Raw genomic sequence first — 16,701 nt, 5'->3', positions numbered from 1 at the left:
CTCCTGATTATCTGTTATCTCTCTCTATTACTTGCGGTATTGCAGTTAAGCCAGTATTGCCGGAATGCTCTCTACAGCCGCAATCAGCGGCTGGATACTTCGGCAGGTCAGCGCCTGCAGCAGAGCCCCTTCGTACAATGAGACTACTACGGAAGCTTTGCGTACTGCGGCTTCTTCCTCTACCCCCTCCTGGATCAGCCGCTTCGCGATCACATCCTGCCAATCCCTGAAAACACATTGGCACGCGGTGCGCAGCTCATGACTAACACAGGAGGTCTCCACAGCTACCCAGAAGCTGAACGGAACCAGTCCTTCGAATGAGGATTCTTCAGCTTCAGCAGCCAAGGACAGAATGAAATTCTGCACAGCCTGAGCCGGTGTGTCCTCACTCTCCATATAATGGCGCAACAAATGGGTTACCTCTTCGCTGGTCCGGTTAATGCAGGTCAGTGCCAGCTCCTCTTTGCCTTGGGGAAAATAATAATACAATGATCCCTTGGGCGATTCGCTGTCCCTGATAATCTGATTAAGTCCGGTAGCATGATAACCCTGTGTAAAAAACAACCTCGAAGCCGTATCCACAATAGCTTCGCGTGCGTTGTGCTTGTTTGACAAGCTGGACACTTCCTTATCCTGACGATTGTACTTTTATAACAATTGGTCTACATAATAAAACCACAATTCGGCCCTTGCTGTCAATGGATAATAATTTCAAATTTAAACAAAATCATACGGGATATGAATTGCCAGGGATGGATTCAAGCGCTATAATTTAATTAAATGTATTATTCCAATATGAAAGGTATGATATTAATGAATAAGGTGTCTTCAGCGCAGGGAATTCCCAGACGGTTAGTGAAGATCAACCAGGCTTTTATCGTAATTTCTGTATTGGTGGCCTTGTTCACAGGAATTCACTGGATTCTTGCCCTCCCGCTTGCTGCAGGACTGTCAGGCCTCTTGTTCGGTTACAATCCCGTGATCAGGCTGGCAAGTCCATTGCTGACCAAGGAACGCTCTGCTTATGTACTTGAAGATCCGCAGCAGCAGCAGTTCAACCAGAAGATTGCCGTCTTCTGCCTGGCAGCCGGATTAATCAGCTTCCTTGCGGGCTGGACGATAGCAGGATACATCTTCACCATCATGGTCGCGGTCGCGGCAACGGTTGCCATTCTCGGATTCTGCATCGGCTGCTTCATTCATTATCAATGGAGAATGTACAGCTACAGACGCAAACAGGCGACGCTCCACAAATAATCCGGTTGTTATGCTGCGCCCGTTCCCGCATTACCACAGAACAGGCCAGCCGGATTCTACAGCAGAACGAAGCTGTTAAGGCATGGCTGGCCTGAATATGCTCTTCTTCACACTCTCCGTGCTTACTTCAGCACCTCATCCGCAAGGATCTGTTCCACAATGGAAGCAAAGCTCTGGCCTGCACCCCAATCCATCTTAAGGATAAGACCTTGGGAGGCTCCCGCCGGAATCATTCGTACGTTGCTAACCCCCTGCAAATTATCCACAATGATTACAAGCGCCGCCTGATTGCGGGACCGGAAGTAATACCGTTCATAGATCAGTGTCCCGATCATCCGGCCATCGCCGATATCATTGAGTTCCTCATACAGTAGCTCCGATTGCTGGGTCATCCCCTCTTTGATCCGCCTAAGCGTCTCATTAGGCTGCAACCTGACATTCAATTGATAAGACTCTCCCATGCGCTTCCCCTCCCCTAGATCATATTACCCGTCTATAGCCTATCCGCCTCAGCGGTCTTCGCCTGCCACATTCCAGCGGTGACGGAACTTCTCCAGGCGCGGATGAACCTGGACCGGCGGTTCGGAGAGCAGCAGGCGCAGCTTGACGATCCACTCCTCGAAGGAAGAGAAAGAGGCAATCAGATTAGCCATCTCCGGAGTCATATAGAGAAAATAAGGGGCAGGATAGATGTCGCTGATATGCCGCAGTGCTGAATCCAGCGGCGTATACTTCTTCCGTTTTCCTTCAAGGCTCTCAACGGTGATGAAGGGCTGTCCCTGTTCTCTTTTCCACTCATGCAGCCGGTCCTCCCGCTTATACCAGGCCTTCACGGGCTCTTTGGTCATCCGCCGGACAGTTTCTTCATGCAGCGGGTAGAGCACCAGCTTCGTGAATTTGCGCTCCATCGCTGTCTCAGCAGCCTTAAGCAAATCCATGTCCGATATATGCTCGAAGGAGTCATAGAAGATCAGCGTTCCTTTGCGTTCATTAGCGGGCGGTTCATACCCATAAGGTACATGCTGAATGTCTCGTGTCATCATTACCCTCCTGTAACTTAAATTATCTACAGCATATCATGCTACCCCGGATCGCGTACAATTCCCGGGTAGACCGATATTCTGGTATGCCGCACAAAAAAGCAGCGGAGCCTGAATCGGCAAACGCTGCGGTAATATCTGCAAAATGTTGAACGCTGCATGGATGGAACCCGCCGCTATAGCGCAGCAGATGAACATCTGCTGCCGCTGCTGCTTCTTAGGGTACAGTGACCTCATCACGCCTGTTGCAGGCAGTCTCCTCCTGCTCCCGGCAGCGGCGAAGAAACACCTCCGCGAGATCCTTCGCCCGGACAACGAGAGATTGCTCCGGAAACCGGAAGTCGGTGGAACAAGCCGTCAACACATAACCCGGATCAATCGGATATTGCCTGAACCCATGATCCGGCAGCTGGTCACTCAGCAGCGACTGTTCATATTTCAAGGCGTACTGCTCAGAGAATACGGCGCGGTTCGGGACACTCAGGCCGATTCCTTCCATCTTCAAGTAACTCTCCTTGCGCGTCCACAGATCGTAGAAATAATGCATTTGTGCATCTGGGTGCAGCAAGGTATGATAATGCTCCATTTCTTCAGCAGACAGACTGTACCGGGCCTGCAGCAGATCCACAGCAGCCATCTTCTGAATATCAATCCCGACCCGCTGCCCTTTGCGGCTGACGATACCTGCCACCCATTTGCCCGAATGCGAGAGATTATAATCCCAAGGCTCGCGCATCCCGGACAGGCGGGGTTTGCCGAATACCCCCTGCTCGAAGCGGATTTCATCATTCCGCAAGCCCTCGATCCCCATAGCGAACATCCGGGCAAGCATTTCCCCTACCAGTGACCGGTGGACATCGTCTTCACGTTTCAGCCGGCTGCTCCTCATCCGCCGCTCCGGGGATACATAAGGCAACAGCTCAGAGACTGAAAAAGCAGTTCCGAGTGATACAGCAACAATAAGCATACACGGCGTGCCTCCTCCTTGAATCTCCCGGCTATTCCCGTTGCTCCCGGAACCAGCCCAGGGTTTCTTTGACGGCTTCCTTATACGGGGTTGGAGAATATTCGGGGAACCGTTTCATGAATTTGTTCTCATTCAGCAGCAGCGGATACTCGAATTCATAGAGCAGCTCGTGGAACTCCTTGGCTTCTTTGTCAAAAATACCGGCCAGTCTTACCGCCCAGCCCGGCAGGGCACGGCACTTCCTCGGACTGTCCGCTTCATCCTGGATGATATTCAGGAACTCTCTTCCTTCGATCGCGCCTGAGCCTGAGATATGCCATTCTCCTTCTTCTCCGCTCTCTGCCAGCAGCACCGCTGCTCTGGCCGCATCCTGGATATAGACCAGATCATGGGGCACATCCAGCTTGACCGGCCATGAGATGGTTTTGGCTTGAAGTGCTCCGTTGAAGATCGGTCCGAATACCCTGTTGGTCACATTGGGACCGTAATAGTCCGGATATCGCGGAATAACATAACGGAAGCCGCGCAGTGCGGCCTGATTCTTCAGGAGTTCTTCCAGCTCGTTACGGAGCTTGCCCTTGCGGGTCAACGCGGCCTTGGGATGGCGTTCATCTGCCGGAAGATACTGAAATTTGCCGTATCCGTAGACATTGCCGGGAAACACCAGCGTCTGCCCGGACTGAAGCTGGCTTGTCACCCGCTCCAGTGCTTGCGGCATTACCGTATACCAGTCCTGATAAGGCACATTAAGACAGAAATAGACCGTCGAGACTCCTGCCAGTGCAGCGGCAAGACGCTTCTCGTCCTGTATATCCAGTGCAGCAATCTTCAACAGCGGACCCTTCAGCCTCTTGAGAGCCTGACTGGAGCGGTGGTATGACGCCGTCACCAGCTTGCCGCGCGACAGTAATTCCTGAGTGATGGACAGGCCCAGACCGCCATTGCCTCCAATTACAAGATTCATAACATGACCGGCTCCTTATCGAACGAATGAATACCTTCGGCAACCAGCTTAACGGTCCATTCAATCTGCTCGTGATTATGATTCGCAGTCATGAAGAACCGGATGCATGCCGCTTCCTCAGGGACCGCAGGATATAGAATAGGATAGACATTGATTCCTTGCCGATAGAGATATTCTGTAAGCTTAAGTGTCCGCTCGGAGCCTCCGACAATAATCGGAATAATCGGCGTGTCGCCGCTGAGTCCGGTATTCAGCCCATGCTGCTGGCAGCGCTCCAGGAACAGCCTGGAATTCTGCTGTAGCTTGCTCACAGGCGAGGGGTCCTTCTCCAGGGAGCGGATCACTGCAAGTGCGGCGGCGGCATTGGCAGGAGTGATGCCTGCACTGAAGATGAAGCCGTCGGATAAATATTTCAGATATTGGATCATGGCGGCAGAGCCGGCCGCATAGCCGCCGCAGCTTGCGAAGGACTTGCTGAGGGTGCCCATAAGCAGATCCACTTCACGCGCGTCCACTCCGTGATATTCACAGATTCCCCGGCCGGTGGCTCCGATGGTGCCGATTGAATGCGCCTCGTCAATGTAAAGCATGGCCTGATGCTTCTTCTTGATCTCAATGAACTTATGCAGGTCGGGAATATCACCATCCATACTGTACACGCCTTCTATGACAATGAGCGCCCGGCGGCGGTGTCCGCGGGTACGGGTCAGAATCCTGTCCAAGGCCTCCCAGTCATTATGAGGAAAGGATACCCGCTGTGCCCCCGATAGCAGACAGCCCTGAATCAGACTATTGTGGGACAGCTCATCATGCAGCACGATATCCTCTTTGCCTACCAGCTTGGCGATTGTGGATACATTCGTTGCATGTCCGGCCGTGTAGATCAGTGCATCCTCTGTCCCGATAAAAGAAGATACCGCCGCTTCAAGCTGGCCATGCAAAGGAATCTCGCCGGAGAGCAGGCGGCTGGCGGATACAGAGGTTCCATATTCAGCTACAGCCTCCTGGACGGCGGCAATGATCTGCGGGTCACCGGCATATCCAAGATAATTGTAAGAGGAATAGTTGATATAGGGTTCTCCGCCCATCATCACGGTATCAGTATTAATCCCCTGACGAAGTCTGAAATAGGGATTAACTTCACCCGCCGATTCAATGCGCTGGCATAGATCCTGATATTCAGCGAACTGCTCCACCTTGAACTGTGGCGGCACGGACGGGGCGATCTTTTGCTCTGCTTCCTGCCGGTCAGCAGATTGGATCAGTGGAGTGCCGGGTTCAGATGGAGACCCGTGCCCCTCTTCGCCGGTACCCGCAACGATTGCGATCAGCTGTCTGATCGTCAGGTCCGTGATGTCCAGCGGCACAATCACTTCCCGGTCAGGATAACGTTTCTTCAGTGCTGCTTGCAGCTCCATCATCATCAGCGAATCGTATCCAAGCTCACTTTTCAGCGAATCGGTCAGCTTCAAATCTCCGGGAGGATAAGCGGCAATGGTGCTGACCAGCCGGATGACCTCTTGTTCCAGTGCAGCTTGCCCGTGCGCAACTGCCTGAAGATTCGAAGTAAATTTGCCCTCGTTGTTTTCAATGCTTACCGGCCTGCTCTGACTTACAACGTTTGTGTGTTCGGTCTTCACAGAGCTGTCCGCCCCGTTAGCCAGCATTACCCGGCTTTGCAGTTCAAGTGCACTTGACTGTTTTTTGACAATCTCCAACAGCTGATCCAGTAACCGTTGTTCCATAGCTGCTCATCCCCTTTTCAACATATATTCACTCTGATTATTGATGGTCTCCAGATGATGGTTCATGATATCAAGAATTTCGGAAGACAGAGCGGTCTCTGTGATTGCGGAATCCGCCTGGGCAGGCAGCACCTTGTCTTCTTCCATCCAGTACTCTCTGCGGTTGAAGCTATAGGGCGGCAATGGCGCATAGGCAGGCTGAAGCGGCGTATAATATTCCTTCCAGTCCAGCGGAATTCCGCGGTCGGCCAGCAAGGCCAGACTCCGGTGAAGCACCTCCCAGTCCTGCCCCTCTTTACCGAGACTGGCTCCCCAGACCTGATCACCGCGAATATGTCTGCGGGCCATTTTGATCAGTCCGCCAGGACCAATTTCAATGACGGCAACCTTCTCTTCAGCGAAGTAGGACAGGCAGTCATGGAACCGTACGGTCCCCCGCAGATGATCCCGCAGATAATCGGCAGATATCTCATGCCTTGGTCTGCCGTCGATATTGCTGATCAGCGGAAGCTGTGCCGTGCGGAAGGTTATTCTGCCTGCTGCTTCATGGAATTCCTGCAGAATAGGCTCCATCAGCGCGGAATGAAACGCATTGGAGACGAGCAGCTGCTTGAACATCACGCTCCGGTCCGTCATCATCGCTTCAAGCTTCTGGAGCTGCTCCGGTACTCCAGAGACCACGGTCTGGTCCGGCGTATTCACAGCTGCAATAGACAACTCCAGACCCTGTTCCTGAATCAGCTGCCGGACCGTCTCTTCCGGACACTGCACCATTGCCATGCCGCCCTGAACCGGGGTATTGCCCATCAGGCGGCCCCGCAGCTGCACCAGTCTCACCGCATCGCCAAGCTCCATCATTCCAGCCTGACAAGCGGCTGCGTATTCACCGATGCTGTGCCCTGTCACATAATCCGGTGTGATTCCGAAGCTGTTCCACAGCTTCGTGAGCGCATACTGGATCAGGAACAGGCTAAGCTGCGTGAATTCCGTCTGATGCAGCCGTTCATTGACTGCCTCCTCCTTGCCGTAGAGAATCTGCATCATCAGAGCGGAAGTCTCCTGATCCAGATAAGACAGGCCATGGGAGAAGGCCTGCTGGAATACCTCAGAGGTCTGCAGCAGCTCTCTGGCCATTCCCGTATACTGCGAGCCCTGCCCCCCGTATACAAAGGCTATCTTGCCCGGTATCCGGCTGCCCGGCGTGCCTTCGCCTGCCTTCAGTCTGCTGCATAATTCCTCACGCGTGCGGCCGGTGACGGTCAGCCTGTAAGGCAGCAGCTCACGCCGGCAATGCGCAGTGTAGCAGAGATCGACCAGCTCCGAAGCCGGAGCCTGCTCAATGGCTGCGCTATAAGCCTCCTGCATGAGCCACAGCGAGCTTTCGCTTTTGGCCGATACCGTTAGAATATGTCCGCTGTAGCGCTTGGGGCGGACTCCAAGTGTCCGGGGTGCACGGAAGGATTGCACAATCACATGGGCATTGGTTCCCCCGAAGCCAAAGGAGCTGATCCCGGCATTCTTCACTTTATCCTTCCATTCCACCGATTTGACCGGGATATGAAACGGCGTTCCAGTCAGATCTATATGCTCGTTGACCGTCTGAAGGTCCGGATGCGGCACAATCCTTCCATTCTGGAACATCAGGCAGATTTTAATCAGCCCGGCTATCCCTGCTGCGGCCTCCAGGTGTCCGATATTGGCTTTGACCGCGCCTAGATGGCAGATTCCTTCCTGCTTACCAGCAAAAACTTCCTTCAGGGCGTTCACTTCGATCGGATCACCCAGCTTCGTTCCCGTACCATGCGCTTCTATGTAGCCAATATCATCCACCTTCAGACCCGCCGCCGCCAAGGCCCGCTCCACTACCTTCTGCTGTGAGGTGCCGCGCGGTGCGGTAAGCCCGTTGCTGCGTCCGTCCTGGTTAACCGCCGAGCCCTTGATCACTGCGTAGATCCGGTCCCCGCGTTCCCTGGCATCGCTTAATTTGCGCAGCACCACCATCCCGCACCCCTCCCCGCGCACGTATCCGTCAGCCCGGCTGTCAAAGGTATGGCAGCGCCCGCTCTCCGACATCATCCGGGCTCTGGAGAAATTAATGTACAGATCGGGATGAAGCATCAGATTGACTCCTCCGACCAGTGCCATGCTGCTCTCGCCTTCCTTCATACTGCGGCAGGCCTGATGCAGTGCCACAAGCGAGGAAGAGCAGGCGGTATCCAGCGCGAGACTGGGCCCGGTGAGATTGTAGAAGTACGACAGCCGGTTCGCGGCTATGCTGGAAGCATTCCCGGTTCCATGATAGGCGGTAATCCGCTGCGGCTGGTGTTGCAGCTTAGAGTAATCATTCGTGCTGATCCCGATGAACACTCCGACATCCTTGTTCTCCAGCTCCGAGGGCTTCACTCCGGCATCCTCAAAAGCCAGCCAGCTCTGCTCCATCAGCAGCCGCTGCTGCGGGTCCATAACCTCCGCCTCCAGCGGGGAGATTCCGAAGAATCCGGCGTCGAACTCCCGGATTCTCTCCAGAAATCCGCCCCAGCGGGTATACATGGTACCCTTCTCCTCTGGATTCCCGCTGTAATAATCGTCAGCATTCCAGCGGGAGGATGGAATCTCCGTGATCGACTGCTTGCCTTCCAGCAGGTTCTCCCAGAACTGTTCCGCCGAATCAGCTCCCGGAAACCGGCAGGATAAGCCCACAATGGCAATATCCTCTTCAGGGGCATATTCCCGGGCAGGTCTCCCTTCCGTGTTCTGCCGTTCAGCAGGGGATTCCTGAATCAGATAGGCTGCCAGTTGTCCGATGGTCGGGTAATCATAGAACAACGTTGGCGAGCAGGTCCGGCCAAGCTTTTCTTCAATCGTACCGGTCAGCATCACTGCACTGACAGAATCCAGACCGAGCTGAAGAAACGGCTCCTCCTTCGTAATCTGTTCCTTGTCCACGTTAACGGCCGCAGCGATTTGCTCCGTTAGCCATATTTCGAGCTCCGCCAGATTCATTCGGCTTCTCCTCCTGCAGCTGCGGATTCCGCATAGTACAGCGACAGACTGCTCCCAAGATAGGCCTGCTTGCACTCATAATGCTTCACTTTACCGCTCACCGTCTTAGGGAGGGAGCCGCTTGCGAGCAGTACCACCTCGAACGGGGTGAAGCCGTAAGCACGGGCCAGCTCATGCCTGATCTGCTTCACGAGCATTTCCTGTCCGGCTTCGGCAAGCTCGCCCTCAACCTCCTGGAGTACCACTACCTGCTCTTCATCCTCCATATCCACCGCGAACACAGCACCTGCCTGGAACCCGGGATGGAAAGACTGGACAAATGCCTCCAGATCATTGGAATAGAAGTTCTTGCCCCGGACGATAAGCAGGTTCTTAATCCGGCCAACAATGTATAACTCTCCATTCCGCAAAAATCCTGTATCCCCCGTCCGCAGATACCCTCCGTCCCCATTCTCCAGCACATGCTCGAAGGTCTCCGCTGTCCGCAGCCTGTCATTCAGATAGCCCATAGCAATCGAGCGGCTGCGCAGCCAGATCTCACCGATAGCATTCTCCGGCAGCTCTGTCCGCGTACCCGGCTCAACAATAACAAGATCCTGATCCTCCACCGGAGCGCCGCAGCTGACCAAGGTGCGCGAATCTGCCGATGGCGGGACTTCAGTCACCAGATTCTGCTCAAGCCCGGCCGGATCACAATGGAGCAGAAGAGGTTCTGCATCTCTTTTGCCGCCTGAGACAATAAGCGTCGATTCTGCCAGACCATAACAAGGATACATGGCACTGCGTTTGAAGCCATAGGGGGCAAATTTGCGGGAGAATCCTTCAATGGTCCGGCTGCGCACAGGTTCTGCTCCGCAGAATGCGATCTCCCAGCTGGACAGGTTAAGCGGATAGCCTGCCTCCGGGTCCACATGGGCAAGACACAGGTCAAAGGCGAAATTCGGACCGCCGCTGATCGTTGCCTGCTTCTGCGTAATCAGCTCCAGCCAAAGCGCCGGTCTGCGGAGAATCTCCTGCGGACTGACCAGATGTACCGGGAATCCTGCAAAGAGGGGAGCCAGCACGCCTCCGATTAGCCCCAGATTGTGGTACAGCGGAAGCCAGATTACTGCCGTATCCTGCTCCGTGAGCCCGAATTTGCGGGTTACATTCCCAACATTATGCAGAAGATTGTCATGTGTGAGGATGACACCCTTGGAGGTTGAAGTGGTCCCGGAGGTGAACTGGATGAAGGCAGCCTCATGTCTGTCCGCTTCCTCTCCCAGAAAGGGGATGTCCGGCAGCTCATCTGCTGCAATCCACTGTAGCGCTAACAATTCCTCCTCGTCATCCAGCAGTGCAGAGATATGATTCAGAAGCGCCCGGGTCGTCAGGACGGCTTCAGCCCCGCTCATGCGGACAGCATACTGGAGCCTGGACAGATTCTCGGAGGGCTTGGGAATTTCAAGCGGAACGACAACAGTACGGCTGTAGAGGCAGGCAAAAAACGAGATGATGAACTGAATCCCCGAGTTGTGCAGAAGGGCCACCTTGTCCCCCGGGCGGGTGAAGGCAGCAAGCGAAGCGGCCTGTTTCTTGGATTGGATGGCAAGCTCACGGTAGGTCAGGACCGTCTCCTGGTCCCCCTCCCGGTAAGTAAAGGCTATGCGTTCAGGCGTCAACCGGTTTCGCTCTTCCAGTAAATCCACTACGGTTCTTAATTCATGGACAATGCTGCTCAATTTGAACTCTCCTTTGGGGGTATAGCGGGCTGCCGGACGTTGCATCCGGGAGAGCCGCAGCACCCTGTAATATAGGCCAAGTAATACTATTAAATTACCAACCACCTCAACCTCTACCAGTCTCAGCTACAAGTAATTTTATTACTATTAAGGGAATGACCTCCTTTTTCGCTACCAAACTGTTCTAAGTATACTGCCTTCTATATGTTGTCTTCATTGGGATAAATTGACGATTATTGTCGTTTTCGAGCTTTTATATGTACATATGGTGAATTATGGTATTCTAATAGTTTCGCAGCAACGTGGTTTAAATTAAGCACAGTAAACATAAATAGCATGAAATAGACCAATTTGAACCAAAAACCAAAAAACCAGACTATCCTCTATTAAGAGACGTCTGGTTGTGGGCGTACATCAGGTATTAAAATTATGCTTAAAGCCATTCTTACCGCAATGGATGCTTCTGCTTCTGATACGCATACACGGCTGCACCAAGCGTACCTGCCCGGCTGCCCAGCTCTGCCTGAACAATCCGGCAATGGCTACCGGGCAGCTTCAGCGCATGGGCATTTACGGTATTACGGACCGTGTTGAGGAGCCGGTCTCCTGCTGCGGCCATGCCACCCCCGATGATAATCAGCTCCGGGTTCAGCAGGTTGATTACATTCGCCAGACCGAACCCAAGCAGTTCGCCGGTCTCGTGCATCACTTCAATAGCGAGCGGATCTCCTAGATCATACGCCTCTGAGATCATCTTCGCGGTGATTTGCTCATGGTCATGCTTCGTCCAGGTCTGAATCAGGCTGGTGCGGCCTTCCTGCAGCTTCTCCTTGAATGTATTGACCATTCCCACGGCAGACACATACCGCCCCAGGCATCCAGAGCTTCCGCAGCGGCAGGGACGCCCCTGCCGGTACATATTCATATGTCCGATTTCGCCAGCGCTGAAGGTTGTACCGTACAGTACCTTGCCGTCATGAACAATACCTGAGCCGAGTCCGGTGCCGAGTGTAAGCAGGACCAAATTCCGGCACCCCTTCCCCGCACCCTGCTGCCATTCCCCGTATAGATTGACCCGCACATCATTATCTATGTAGACTGCAAAATCATAATAAGGCTTCATTTCATTCACCACATGAACCTGTTCCCATCCCGGAAAGTTTGGTGAAAAGACGGACAGTCCCTCCTCCGGGTCCAGAAGCCCCGGGATTCCCATACCCATGCAGGCAATCTGCCGCAGCTCTACCCCGCTCCCCACACATAGCTGCGAAACAGCAAGCCTGATCCGCTCCAGCACATGTGCCGGACCTTGTGCCGCCTCTGTTGGTATCGACAGCTCCCATGCCGCAGTGAAATCCTCATGGAACAATCCCGCTTTGATATTGGTTCCACCCAAATCAATGCCTATAATATAGTTGTTGTCCGTCACTGTCTCCCCTTCTTCCCCGCTGAATGAATGGCTGAACCCTTCCCCCCTTCTAATTATGCGCTTTCAGACATTAGGAAGGTAGGATTTTCCGAGCATCTTAATAGCACGATTCTCTTCTAAGCCGAAGCCCTCCCGTGCAGAATTCGCTTCACCAGCCGAAGCCCTCCGTGTAGATGATCTACGCTCCCGAGGGATCAGCTCCTGTTGCAAGCGATGATCTTCGCTCCGAAGGGACCACTCGTGTAACAAGCGATGATCTTCGCTTCGAAGGGACCACCTCCTGTAACAAACTATGGTCTTCGCTCCGAAGGGACCGCCTCCTGTAACAAGCAAGTGGAATAACGTATCTTAATTTGTCTATTTCTGAGGAATGTACGGAAGCAAGTGGATAAACAGCATCTATTAATGTTCCTTTGGGCTACTTGGGGTGGAACCCCAGAAATTAAGTGTTGTTTATCCAACTACTGCTTGAGCAAAGCCCATTTCTTCATCAGCAAGTGTATAAAATCCAACTGCTAATCAATAGAACTAATCAATCCAACTTTATAAGACGCACTTAAGAGTTGAACTTGAAGCTTCATCGTCACTGCGCTGAACATTTGGACTTCCGGCCGCTGTGTCCCCGGCACATCCAGTATTGTCCATTCATCTGTATCCATCCAATCCTGACATACTATTTCATGACAAACAGGGCTGTCCCGGCAGCCATATCTGACCTGCGGGACAACCCTGTTGAATGTCAACTTGTTTTGAGCGCTAAAATTTCAAGCCTCTACGAACCAGCTCCTTTGTACCGCTTGACGCCGAAGCTCCAGGCCATCAGGCCGATGCTCAGGAAGACCACGCCGACGATTGGAGTCAGCAGCGCCATCCCTCTCATCTCATCACGGTGCAGGAACAAGGCTGCCGGGTAGATCCCGACAAAAGCAAACGGAATGATCCAGGTGAGCAGCACCTGAATCGCCCGGTTGTAGATCGTAACCGGATAGCGGCCATACGTCTGAATATTGTACATCAGCGGCAGAATACCGGTTGGCGCATCCGAGTAGAACGACAAGGAGGTCAATGTCGTGTAAATGCCTGTATAAATAGCTACCGCGCTGAGTGTCAGGATAATCAGCATTGGAAGGGTCCACCATTCAAACGGCAAGCCCAGATTGCTGCCGCTGATCGCCATGACAATCAGCCCGATGAAGGAACCTACCAGTGAAGGCGGGTCCACATTCTCCAGGAAGATCTGGAACAGGTTATGCGCCGGCCGGGTCAGAATGCGGTCCATCTCGCCTTTGACGATATAACGTTCACTGAAGCCCCACATATTAACGAAGCAGCTGAACACGCCGAACGGGACCATGAAAAAGCCGTAGACGAACACCACTTCGTTCTGATTCCAGCCGCCCAGGCTGTCGGTATGCATGAAGATGACCAGAATGAAGATGAAGTTCGTGGCCTGGAACAATAGGTCGGAGATAACCTCCACCCAGAAATCCGCGCGGTAGGTCAACCGTGTCTTCATATAGTTCTTCAGATATTCAATCAATAAATCCAGGTAGTACATGCTAGCTTAACCCCCCTGCACGAACAGCCGCTGACGCGCTGCGTGATTTAGCCAGACAATCGGAACGAGCAGGATCAGGAACCAGATGACCTGGATACCCAGCACATTCCAGATGCCTACTCCCTGCACACGGCCTGTAAATACAGAGCCCGGCAGATAAGTAATGGCTTGAAAGGGCAAAACCTTAAGCACAGAGGACAACCAGTCCGGGAACAAGGTGATCGGCACAATCAGTCCTGAGAACAGATCAACGACCACGCGCTTCATCCGCATCATTCCTTCATTGTTCTCCACGAAGAAGGCGGACAGGCCGGTGATGATATTGATCTGGGAGCTGATCAGGAAGCTGAAGAAGAGCATGACAAGGAAACCAGCCCAAGCCGAAGCCTCTGTCGGCAGCTGTACCGGGAACAGCAGAATGGCGATCAGCATGCCGGGGATCATCAGCATCATGAAGCGGAACAGGCCTTCGCCCAGCCCCTGCATCATTTTGACCAGTACGTAGTTATAAGGACGGATGAACTGTATGGCAATGCTCCCGTCACGGATGTCGGTTGAAATCTCGCGGTCAAGGTTGTTGAAATAGAAGGCCCGCGCCATCCACGAGACCGCCACATACGTCGTCATCTGCGCTCCGGTAAAGCCGCCCAGCGATTCACCATCGCCATAAATAGCCTTCCAGGTGAAATAATTGACCCCGATATTGAGCGTATAGATCAGAATTCCCGAGTAATAATTCACCCGGTAAGCAAGCATCGTCAGGAACCGGATTCGGATGAAATCGAAATAAGCTCCAAGCAGCAGCCTCCGTCCGTTCTCCCGCGAGCCACCCGGAGTTCCGCTGCCGGAGGAGGAAGCTGCCGTTGCCAACTGCTTAGACATGTTGTGCCTCTTTCTCATCACTTAGCGCCGCGATCCGCTCTTCCGGCTTCTCCGCCGAGCCTGACTGATAAATGCTGCGGACGATGTCATCCGTGTTGGTTTCGATGATTTTGATATCGGTGATATCCGCCTGTCCGACCACCCGGCCCAGCACATCCGATACATTCAGCTCCAGCGGAATCCATACCTTGGCTGCAAGCTCATTCTCGGCTGTCCAGGTGACCGGCATGCCTTCAGTCCACGCAATGAGCTGCTGGAGCTTCGTGGCCGTTCCGAACTGGAACTGTACTTCACGCCCGGTTCCCCAGCGCTGCTTGAGATCCTCCAGACCTCCGTCATAGATAATCCGCCCGTCGTCCAGCATGATCACCCGTGAACACAGGGCTTCAATATCCTGCAGATCATGAGTCGTCAGCAGAATGGTCGTCCCATGCTCGCGGTTCATATCCTTCAAAAATTCACGGATCTCCGACTTCACGACAATATCGAGGCCGATCGTCGGTTCATCCAGGAACAGAATGGACGGATTATGCAGCAGTGCCGCCACAAGCTCGCAGCGCATCCGCTGGCCCAGACTTAATTTGCGGACCGGACGGTTCAGGAGCTCTTGCAGCTCCAGACGCTCTACAAGCTCATCCAGCCGTTTTTTAAAATCCTGCTCAGGAACACGATATACCTTGCGCAGAAGCTGGAAGGACTCAATGACCCCAATGTCCCACCAGAGCTGGCTGCGCTGGCCGAAGACTACGCCGATGTTCTGCACAAACTTCTCCCGTTCCTCATAAGGCACGAATCCGCCCACAGACAGACTGCCGGCAGTAGGAACCAGAATCCCGGTCAGCATTTTGATCGTGGTCGATTTGCCTGCCCCGTTCTCCCCGATGTATCCGCAGATTTCGCCTTGCGGAATACTGAACGAGATATCCTTCACTGCCGTTACTTCGGTATACTGCCGTTTAAACAAATCAGCGAAGGCCCCTTTGAGGCCCTCGCGGTTTTTTTGGACTTTGAAGGTCTTGCGCAAGTCCTGCACTTGAATAGCATTCATAGGTTACCTCACTAAGCTAAGTATTGGGTTCAGTACCCCATTATAATAGAATGAATGTATATCCGTCCAGCCTGTTTACTTAGCCACCCGGCCCTCAAAAAAATCCGTGCTCGGCACAGCCTCCAAATGTCCGGAGCGGGCAACTTTGGTCCGCAGATACTTCTCATTGAACACCGATACATCGCCCCAGAGCGGTACCCGCTTGACTGTATTCATTCCGGCTGCACGAAGGGCTTCCATCTTCTTCGGATTGTTGGTGATCAGGGTAACCGGATGGCTGCGCAGATGCTGAAGCACACTGATCGCATCCTTGTAGTCCCGGGAATCATCCGCGAACCCAAGCTCCAGATTGGCCTCCACAGTATCATACCCTTCTTCCTGAAGAATATAGGCCATTGCTTTGCTGAACAGGCCGATTCCTCTTCCTTCATGATTGGCCAGATAAAAGAGTGCCCCTGAACCATGCTGGGCAATCATCTTCATCGACTGATGCAGCTGGAAGCCGCAATCGCAGCGTTTGCTGCCAAAGATATCGCCGGTATGGCAAATGCTGTGCATCCGGATCAGCGCTTCGTCCGAATTCTCGAAATCCCCGTACACCAGCACACTGGACTGTTGTCCATCTGCAAGGTTCATCGAAGACAGGCGGCTGATGAGCAGCTCGGTTGCTTGCGTGCCTTCAGCACTCTGAAGCTCTTCATCCGTTACTTTGAGCCAGCTGTACCATTTGAAGGTAAGGGTCTCCCCGTCCAGATTGACAGGTAATGTAATGGGTCCGACCAGTATATTCGTGGAGTTATCCATGGAGATGCGTTTGATTTTATTCTGTAATATAGTAAGGATATCGGGGTTGATCATGAGAGCACCGTCCTAAAAGGTTTGATAGTGTAAGCTTCGGAAGCATACACTTAGTTTTGATTACGTAAGCTAAGCAACTTTTCACCGAAAACTGCGTATTAGCCTTTGCCTGATCTATAAAATTGTGATATTCAACATTTGCTATAGTAACTATTTGTAAGTTAGTTTATCATTGTAATATAACTTCGTCAAGTTATAATATATATTTAAATATTAATGATTACTAATT

General features: G+C 52.9%; 15 protein-coding genes. 1 reads left to right on the top strand and 14 read right to left on the bottom strand.

Annotation, left to right across the window (positions count from 1 at the left end; genetic code table 11):
- Positions 1-45: 45 nt before the first annotated feature.
- Positions 46-615, bottom strand: a complete 570-nt coding sequence (locus HQN87_RS02185) for a TetR/AcrR family transcriptional regulator (protein ID WP_173127020.1) — start codon at positions 613-615, stop codon at positions 46-48.
- 198 nt (positions 616-813) lie between these two features.
- Here HQN87_RS02185 and HQN87_RS02180 point away from each other — a divergent pair, with 198 nt between their 5' ends.
- Positions 814-1,257: a DUF4395 domain-containing protein gene (locus HQN87_RS02180; protein WP_173127018.1), complete on the top strand. Its 444-nt coding sequence runs from the start codon at positions 814-816 to the stop codon at positions 1,255-1,257.
- 122 nt (positions 1,258-1,379) lie between these two features.
- Here HQN87_RS02180 and HQN87_RS02175 read toward each other — a convergent pair whose 3' ends face one another.
- The 13 genes from HQN87_RS02175 to HQN87_RS02115 form a co-directional block, all read right to left on the bottom strand.
- The gene (locus HQN87_RS02175) at positions 1,380-1,718 is read right to left on the bottom strand and encodes a DUF6054 family protein (protein ID WP_173127015.1); all 339 of its coding nucleotides are present in this window, start codon (positions 1,716-1,718) and stop codon (positions 1,380-1,382) included.
- A 48-nt stretch (positions 1,719-1,766) separates the two neighbouring features.
- Positions 1,767-2,297, bottom strand: a complete 531-nt coding sequence (locus tag HQN87_RS02170; RefSeq protein WP_173127012.1) for a hypothetical protein — start codon at positions 2,295-2,297, stop codon at positions 1,767-1,769.
- A gap of 217 nt (positions 2,298-2,514) precedes the next feature.
- Entirely contained in the window at positions 2,515-3,264 is a 750-nt protein-coding gene (locus tag HQN87_RS02165) for a 4'-phosphopantetheinyl transferase family protein (RefSeq protein WP_173127009.1), read from the bottom strand.
- Between the two features lie 31 nt (positions 3,265-3,295).
- Positions 3,296-4,228 carry an NAD-dependent epimerase/dehydratase family protein gene (locus tag HQN87_RS02160; RefSeq protein WP_173127006.1) on the bottom strand — a complete coding sequence of 311 codons (933 nt, stop codon included), beginning with the start codon at positions 4,226-4,228 and terminating at the stop codon, positions 3,296-3,298.
- Positions 4,225-5,973, bottom strand: coding sequence for an aminotransferase class I/II-fold pyridoxal phosphate-dependent enzyme (locus tag HQN87_RS02155; RefSeq protein WP_173127003.1), 1,749 nt, complete (start codon positions 5,971-5,973; stop codon positions 4,225-4,227). The genes HQN87_RS02160 and HQN87_RS02155 overlap by 4 nt, the downstream gene beginning before the upstream one ends.
- Before the next feature lie 6 nt (positions 5,974-5,979).
- Positions 5,980-8,976: a type I polyketide synthase gene (locus tag HQN87_RS02150; protein WP_173126999.1), complete on the bottom strand. Its 2,997-nt coding sequence runs from the start codon at positions 8,974-8,976 to the stop codon at positions 5,980-5,982.
- Positions 8,973-10,697 (bottom strand): fatty acyl-AMP ligase, encoded by a 1,725-nt coding sequence (locus HQN87_RS02145; RefSeq protein ID WP_173126996.1) that lies wholly within the window; start codon positions 10,695-10,697, stop codon positions 8,973-8,975. Before HQN87_RS02145 ends, HQN87_RS02150 begins: the two co-directional genes overlap by 4 nt.
- 445 nt (positions 10,698-11,142) lie before the next feature.
- On the bottom strand, positions 11,143-12,126 hold the full coding sequence (locus HQN87_RS02140; protein ID WP_173126993.1) for an ROK family protein: 984 nt from the start codon (positions 12,124-12,126) through the stop codon (positions 11,143-11,145).
- A gap of 515 nt (positions 12,127-12,641) precedes the next feature.
- Positions 12,642-12,785 carry a hypothetical protein gene (locus HQN87_RS02135; protein WP_173126990.1) on the bottom strand — a complete coding sequence of 48 codons (144 nt, stop codon included), beginning with the start codon at positions 12,783-12,785 and terminating at the stop codon, positions 12,642-12,644.
- 113 nt (positions 12,786-12,898) lie between these two features.
- Positions 12,899-13,684 (bottom strand): ABC transporter permease, encoded by a 786-nt coding sequence (locus HQN87_RS02130; protein ID WP_173126987.1) that lies wholly within the window; start codon positions 13,682-13,684, stop codon positions 12,899-12,901.
- A gap of 6 nt (positions 13,685-13,690) precedes the next feature.
- Positions 13,691-14,485: an ABC transporter permease gene (locus tag HQN87_RS02125; RefSeq protein ID WP_173127665.1), complete on the bottom strand. Its 795-nt coding sequence runs from the start codon at positions 14,483-14,485 to the stop codon at positions 13,691-13,693.
- 73 nt (positions 14,486-14,558) lie between these two features.
- On the bottom strand, positions 14,559-15,614 hold the full coding sequence (locus HQN87_RS02120) for an ABC transporter ATP-binding protein (RefSeq protein ID WP_173126983.1): 1,056 nt from the start codon (positions 15,612-15,614) through the stop codon (positions 14,559-14,561).
- Positions 15,615-15,689: 75 nt separating this feature from the next.
- On the bottom strand, positions 15,690-16,472 hold the full coding sequence (locus HQN87_RS02115) for a GTP cyclohydrolase II (RefSeq protein WP_173126980.1): 783 nt from the start codon (positions 16,470-16,472) through the stop codon (positions 15,690-15,692).
- Between the last annotated feature and the right edge of the window lie 229 nt (positions 16,473-16,701).

Source organism: Paenibacillus tritici (assembly GCF_013204885.1).
Taxonomy (GTDB): Bacteria; Bacillota; Bacilli; order Paenibacillales; family Paenibacillaceae; genus Paenibacillus_AQ; species Paenibacillus_AQ tritici.
This window is presented reverse-complemented; position numbering and strand designations above follow the sequence as displayed.